Source organism: Pseudoroseomonas cervicalis ATCC 49957 (assembly GCF_000164635.1).
GTDB lineage: Bacteria > Pseudomonadota > Alphaproteobacteria > Acetobacterales > Acetobacteraceae > Pseudoroseomonas > Pseudoroseomonas cervicalis.
The window spans coordinates 79,785-84,724 of the sequence record NZ_GG770780.1 but is presented as its reverse complement, the minus strand read 5'-3'; the positions used below and the strand labels follow the sequence as shown (position 1 = coordinate 84,724).

The 4,940-nt window shown below is 72.1% G+C and carries 7 protein-coding genes; 2 read left to right on the top strand and 5 right to left on the bottom strand.

Translation table 11 applies throughout. From position 1 onward, the window contains the following. Positions 1–14: 14 nt before the first annotated feature. Together HMPREF0731_RS13810 and HMPREF0731_RS13805 are read right to left on the bottom strand one after the other, a co-directional pair. Positions 15–428: a DUF3830 family protein gene (locus HMPREF0731_RS13810; protein ID WP_007004766.1), complete on the bottom strand. Its 414-nt coding sequence runs from the start codon at positions 426–428 to the stop codon at positions 15–17. Positions 429–491: 63 nt separating this feature from the next. After that, entirely contained in the window at positions 492–1,346 is an 855-nt protein-coding gene (locus HMPREF0731_RS13805; protein ID WP_007004765.1) for a prephenate dehydratase, read from the bottom strand. 202 nt (positions 1,347–1,548) lie between these two features. Here HMPREF0731_RS13805 and HMPREF0731_RS13800 point away from each other — a divergent pair, with 202 nt between their 5' ends. Then, positions 1,549–2,085 carry a c-type cytochrome gene (locus HMPREF0731_RS13800; RefSeq protein WP_007004764.1) on the top strand — a complete coding sequence of 179 codons (537 nt, stop codon included), beginning with the start codon at positions 1,549–1,551 and terminating at the stop codon, positions 2,083–2,085. A 16-nt stretch (positions 2,086–2,101) separates the two neighbouring features. Continuing rightward, a complete protein-coding gene (gene hisN, locus HMPREF0731_RS13795) occupies positions 2,102–2,872 on the top strand; it encodes a histidinol-phosphatase (protein ID WP_007004763.1) in 771 nt (256 codons plus the stop codon). Positions 2,873–2,951: 79 nt separating this feature from the next. Here the strand turns inward: hisN and HMPREF0731_RS13790 are convergent, their stop codons facing one another. The 3 genes from HMPREF0731_RS13790 to HMPREF0731_RS13780 form a co-directional block, all read right to left on the bottom strand. Further along, a complete protein-coding gene (locus HMPREF0731_RS13790; protein WP_007004762.1) occupies positions 2,952–3,515 on the bottom strand; it encodes a NifU family protein in 564 nt (187 codons plus the stop codon). Between the two features lie 213 nt (positions 3,516–3,728). Continuing rightward, a complete protein-coding gene (locus tag HMPREF0731_RS13785; RefSeq protein WP_007004761.1) occupies positions 3,729–4,208 on the bottom strand; it encodes a universal stress protein in 480 nt (159 codons plus the stop codon). Next, positions 4,209–4,940: TIGR02186 family protein (locus HMPREF0731_RS13780; protein ID WP_007004760.1), on the bottom strand; the 732-nt coding region annotated here is incomplete at its 5' end.

The window sequence follows — 4,940 nt, the reverse complement described above, 5'->3', positions numbered from 1 at the left end:
TCCGACTTTCTGGCTCAGGGCTTCCTGAAGGTGATCGGCTTGTTGCCGTCCCACAGCACCGAGCGGCAGACCGTGGCCAGCTTGTCCAGGTCGCCCTTGATGGTCAGGAAGTGGTTGCCGGCGAGCTGGCCGGCCTTGCTGGCGAAGCAGCAGGGGCCGTAGGCGACCAGGATCTCGGTCTCGCTCATGCCGCCCGGGTGGACGATGATCTGGCCCGGGGCGGGGTAGGAGGTGGCGTTCTCATAGCCGATGCCGAGGTCGCGCTCGCCCATCGGGATCCAGCAGGCCTCGCCGGACCAGCGCACATGGATGATGCGGTCCTGGTAGGGCAGCAGGGTGCGGAAGCGGGCGACGGTGCGCGGCGCGGCGGCTTCCTCGAAATCGGCGTGGAAGATCTCGCCGCCGATGTCGATCGCGATGTCGGCCAAATCCGTGCTCCTTCTGTCAGGCTGAGGCGTGGGCGCCCAGCCTGCCAGAGGCCGCGCCCGGGCTCAATCCGCCTCCGCCGCCTGGCCCAGCCGGTAGGGATGCGCGGCATAGGTGCCGAGCACCTTCAGCTCGCGCGAGAAGAAGGCGAGCTCCTCCAGGGCGCGGCGGAGGCCGGGCTGCTCGGGGTGGCCATCGACGTCGCAGAGGAACTGGGTCGCGGTGAAATGCCCGTCGAGCATGTAGCTCTCGAGCTTGGTCATGTTGACGCCGTTGGTGGCGAAGCCGCCGAGCGCCTTGTAGAGCGCGGCCGGGATGTTGCGGACGCGGAAGACGAAGGTGGTGACCGGGTTGGGCAGGTCGACCGGCGGCGCGGCCGGCGTCTTCGACATGACGTAGAAGCGGGTGGTGTTGTGCGCCGCGTCCTCGACATTGCGGCGCAGGATGTCGAGCCCGTAGATCTCGGCGGCGAGGGAGGAGGCGATGGCCGCGTCCTCCAGGCTGTGCTGCTCGGCCAGCAGCTTGGCGGCGCCGGCGGTGTCGGCCTCGATCACCGGCTCCAGCTTCAGGTCGCGCAGCAGGTTCAGCACCTGGCCGAGGGCGACGGGGTGGCTGTGGGCGCGCTTCAGCCCCGCGATGGTGGCGCCCTTATGGGCCAGCAGGCAGTGCTCGACGCGCTGATAGTGCTCGCCCACCGTGTGCAGGCCGGAATCGGGCAGCAGGCGGTGGATGTCGGGCACCCGGCCGGCCAGCGAGTTCTCGCAGGGCAGCATGGCGAGCTGGGCGCGGTCCTCGCGCACCGCCTGCATGGCGGCCTCGAAGCTCGGGCAGGGCAGGGTGGTCCAGCCGGGATAGGCGCTGCGGCAGGCCAGGTCGGAATAGGCGCCCGGCACGCCCTGGAAGGCGATCACACCACTCATCTTCAGTTTTCCGTCCCGTCTTCTGGCCCGCCTGCCGGAGTTCATCCGGCGGCCCGGCGCGACGGCGCGTGGGGCTACGGGTTGAAGCGTCCGGCCTCTGCCACTATGGTCCGCACGCTTCTAGTCGAGGCCCCTGCCGCGCGCAAACCGCGCCCTCGACCGGATCGCGTCGCGTGGCATTTACGATGGATGGATCGGCAGCATGAGCTTGGAGGTCAACAAGGCGTTCGCGGCCGTCCTCACCGCCGGCATCGCCTTCATGGTGGCGGGCCTGGTGGGCGAAACCGTGGTGCATCCGCACCGCCTTGAGAAGACGGCGATCGCCATCGAGGGCGTCGGCGAGGCGGCGGCCCCTGCCGCGGCCGCCGAGCCGGCGCTGGATCCGGTGGAGCCGCTGCTCGCCGCCGCCAATGTCGATACGGGGCGCCAGCTGGCCGGGCGGCTCTGCGCCTCCTGCCACAGCTTCGACCAGGGCGGCGCCAACCGCGTCGGCCCGAACCTGTATGGCGTGGTCGGCAACCACCATGCGCATCTGGACAATTTCAACTACTCCCCGGCGATGAAGGCGCTGTCCGACAAGCCCTGGGACTACGCGGCGCTGAACGAGTTCCTGGCGGCGCCGTCGCGCGCCATCCGCGGCACCCGCATGGCCTTCGCCGGCATGCGCGACGTGAAGCAGCGCGCCGATGTCATCGCCTATCTGCGCAGCCTGTCCGACAGCCCGGTGCCGCTGCCCTGATGCGCGAGCTGCCCCGGTGAAGGAACTGATCGCGGCGGCCGAAGCGGCCGCCGAGGCGGCGGGGGCGGTCATCCGCCCCCTTTTCCGTTCCGCCCTGCTGGTCGAGGCCAAGGGCGATGCCAGCCCGGTGACGGAGGCGGACCGCGCCGCCGAGCGCGCCATCCGCGCCCTGCTGGCCGAGCGCTTCCCCGATCACGGCGTGATCGGCGAGGAATACGGCGCCGAGCGTGAGCATGCCGAGTATGTCTGGGTGATCGACCCGATCGACGGCACGCGCGCCTTCGTCACGGGGCGGCCGCTGTTCGGCAGCCTGATCGGGCTGCTGCACCGGGGCCGCCCGGTGCTGGGGCTGATCGACCAGCCGGCCACCGGCGAGCGCTGGCTGGGGGTCGCGGGCCAGCCCCTGCAGTTCCGCAGCCCGATGGGCGGCACGCCGCGCACCCGCCGCTGCGCCAGCCTGGCCGAGGCCGAGCTGTCCTGCACCAGCCCGGACATGTTTTCCGCCGCTCAGGCGCCGCGATACGCCAGGCTGCGGAACGCGGTCCGCCGCGTCACCTGGGGCGGCGATTGCTACGCCTATGGGCTGATCGCGCTCGGGCTGGTCGATGTCATCGCCGAGGGCGATCTGAAGCCCTGGGACTGGGTGGCGCTGCAGCCGGTGCTCGAATCGGCGGGCGGCAGCCTGACCGACTGGCAGGGAAAGCCGCTGCGGCTGGACGGGCCGGGCGAGGTGATCGCGCTGGGCGATGCGTCGCTGCTGCCGGCGGTGGTCGCGGCGCTGGCCTGACCGCCCGCGAGTCGCGCTGAAAAAAGGCCGGGGGCGAAACCCCCGGCCTGGCTCGTTTCCGGCAGGTGGCGGGACGCGCTCAGGCGTCGACCTGCTCCACCGCCATCACCTCCGGCACGTAGTGGCGCAGCATGTTCTCGACGCCGTGCTTCAGCGTGGCGCGGGAGGAGGGGCAGCCCGAGCAGGCGCCCTGCAGATGCAGCTTGACGATGCCGTCGCGGAAGCCGCGGAAGACGATGTCGCCGCCATCGCCGGCCACCGCCGGGCGCACGCGGGTGTCGAGCAGCTCCTTGATCTGGGCGACGATCTCGGCATCCGCCGGGTCGCTGTCCTCCAGCGCGGCGTCGCCTTCCTCTTCCAGCACCACCGGGCGGCCGGCCATGACGTGTTCCATGATGGCGCCCAGCACCTGCGGCTTCAGCGCCTGCCACTCCACGCCCTCGGCCTTGGTGACGGTGATGAAGTCGCTGCCGAGGAAGATGCGGGCGACGCCCTCCAGGCCGAACAGCCGCTCGGCCAGGGGGGAGCGGGCGGCGGCCCCGGCATTGGTGAAGTCGGCGGTGCCGCGGCTGCCCATCACATCCTGGCCGGGCAGGAACTTCAGGGTGGCGGGGTTCGGGGTCGCTTCCGTCTCGATGAACATGGCTCTCGACTTTTTCCTAGCGCGGCTCCGCCGGGATGGGACGCGGCTCCGTCGGGACGGGCCATCGGGGCGGAAGGGAGCAGGCCCCTGCGGGGCCAGATTCGTCTGCGTCCGATGTGGGCCATCCGGCGGCGCGCTGCAAGCACCGGGCGCGACCCGCGGGGCAGGGGCGCGCCGCCCGCCGGCCGCAGCGCGGCCGCACCCGGAAAGAAATCAGGTGACGCGGTCGAGTTCGCGGTCGTCCAGATTGCCCGGCACGATGGTCAGCGGCACGCGCAGCCGGGGCGCGTAGCGGCCGGTCAGCGCGGTGATCAGCGGCCCCGGCCCGCCGCCATTGCTGGCGCTGGCCAGGATCAGGATCGACAGGCGCGGATCCTCCTCCAGCAGGGTCAGCAGCGCGTCGCGCGGATCGCCCTCGCGGATCAGCAGGATGGGCAGGCCGCCGGTGATCTCCTGCACCTCGGCGGCGAGCGCCGAGAGCAGCTTCTCGGCATCCTCGCGCCGTTCCTCCTGCAGCATGGCGCCGACGCCGGCCCATTCCACCGTGCCCTCGGGCTCGATCACCCGCAGCAGGGCGACGCGGCCGCCGCCATGCTTGGCGCGCAGGCAGGCATAGCGCAGCGCCGTGTGGCGCTCCGCGCTGTCATCGACCACGACGAGGAAGACGCGGTCGCGCCGGGCGGCTTCGGGCATTCATCCCCTCCGGAACAGCACGCTGCCCAGCCAGCCGGCCATGGCCGCGAGCAGGATGCAGACCAGCCCGTATACCACCGGCCGTTCGGAGGCGACATCGGCGATGCGGGCGGCGGTGCCCACCCGCTCCACCCGGAAGCCCAGCTCCTGCCGGGCGACGACGCGGCCGTCGCGCACCAGCAGCACCTCGACCCGGTAGTCGCCGGTGCCGACGGTGGCGGGCAGCGGCAGCCGGGCGCGGAACAGCCGGGCGCCGGCGATGTGCAGCGGCTCCTCCTCCTCGTGCCACAGCCCGGCCTGCTGCTTCAGCTGCATCAGCGCCGCGCGGAATTCCGGCTGCTGGTCGCCGGTGGCGGCCAGGGGAAGGTATTCGAGGCCGAGTCGCTTGGTCTGGCGCTCCTCATCCTCCAGCATCTGGCGCAGCGGGCGGGTGCCGGTCAGCACGTAGAAGCCGGGCACTTGGCGGAACCGGGCGGAGGGGCCGTTCAGCCAGAAGCCCAGCACGCGGATCTTGCGGCGCACCACCATGGGCTCGGGCACCGCGCTCTGCGCCACCACCAGCACGTCGTCGCCGCCTTCGCCCAGCAGCCGCTCGGTGGCGCCGAAGACCAGCACCTCGGTGCCGCTGAAGCCGGTGGTGATGTCGACCCGCGCCTGGGACAGCTCGGCCACCAGCGGCGGGCGGGCGGCGCTGGGCTGGGCGGGGGGCGGGGGGGCGGCGGTGGCACCGGC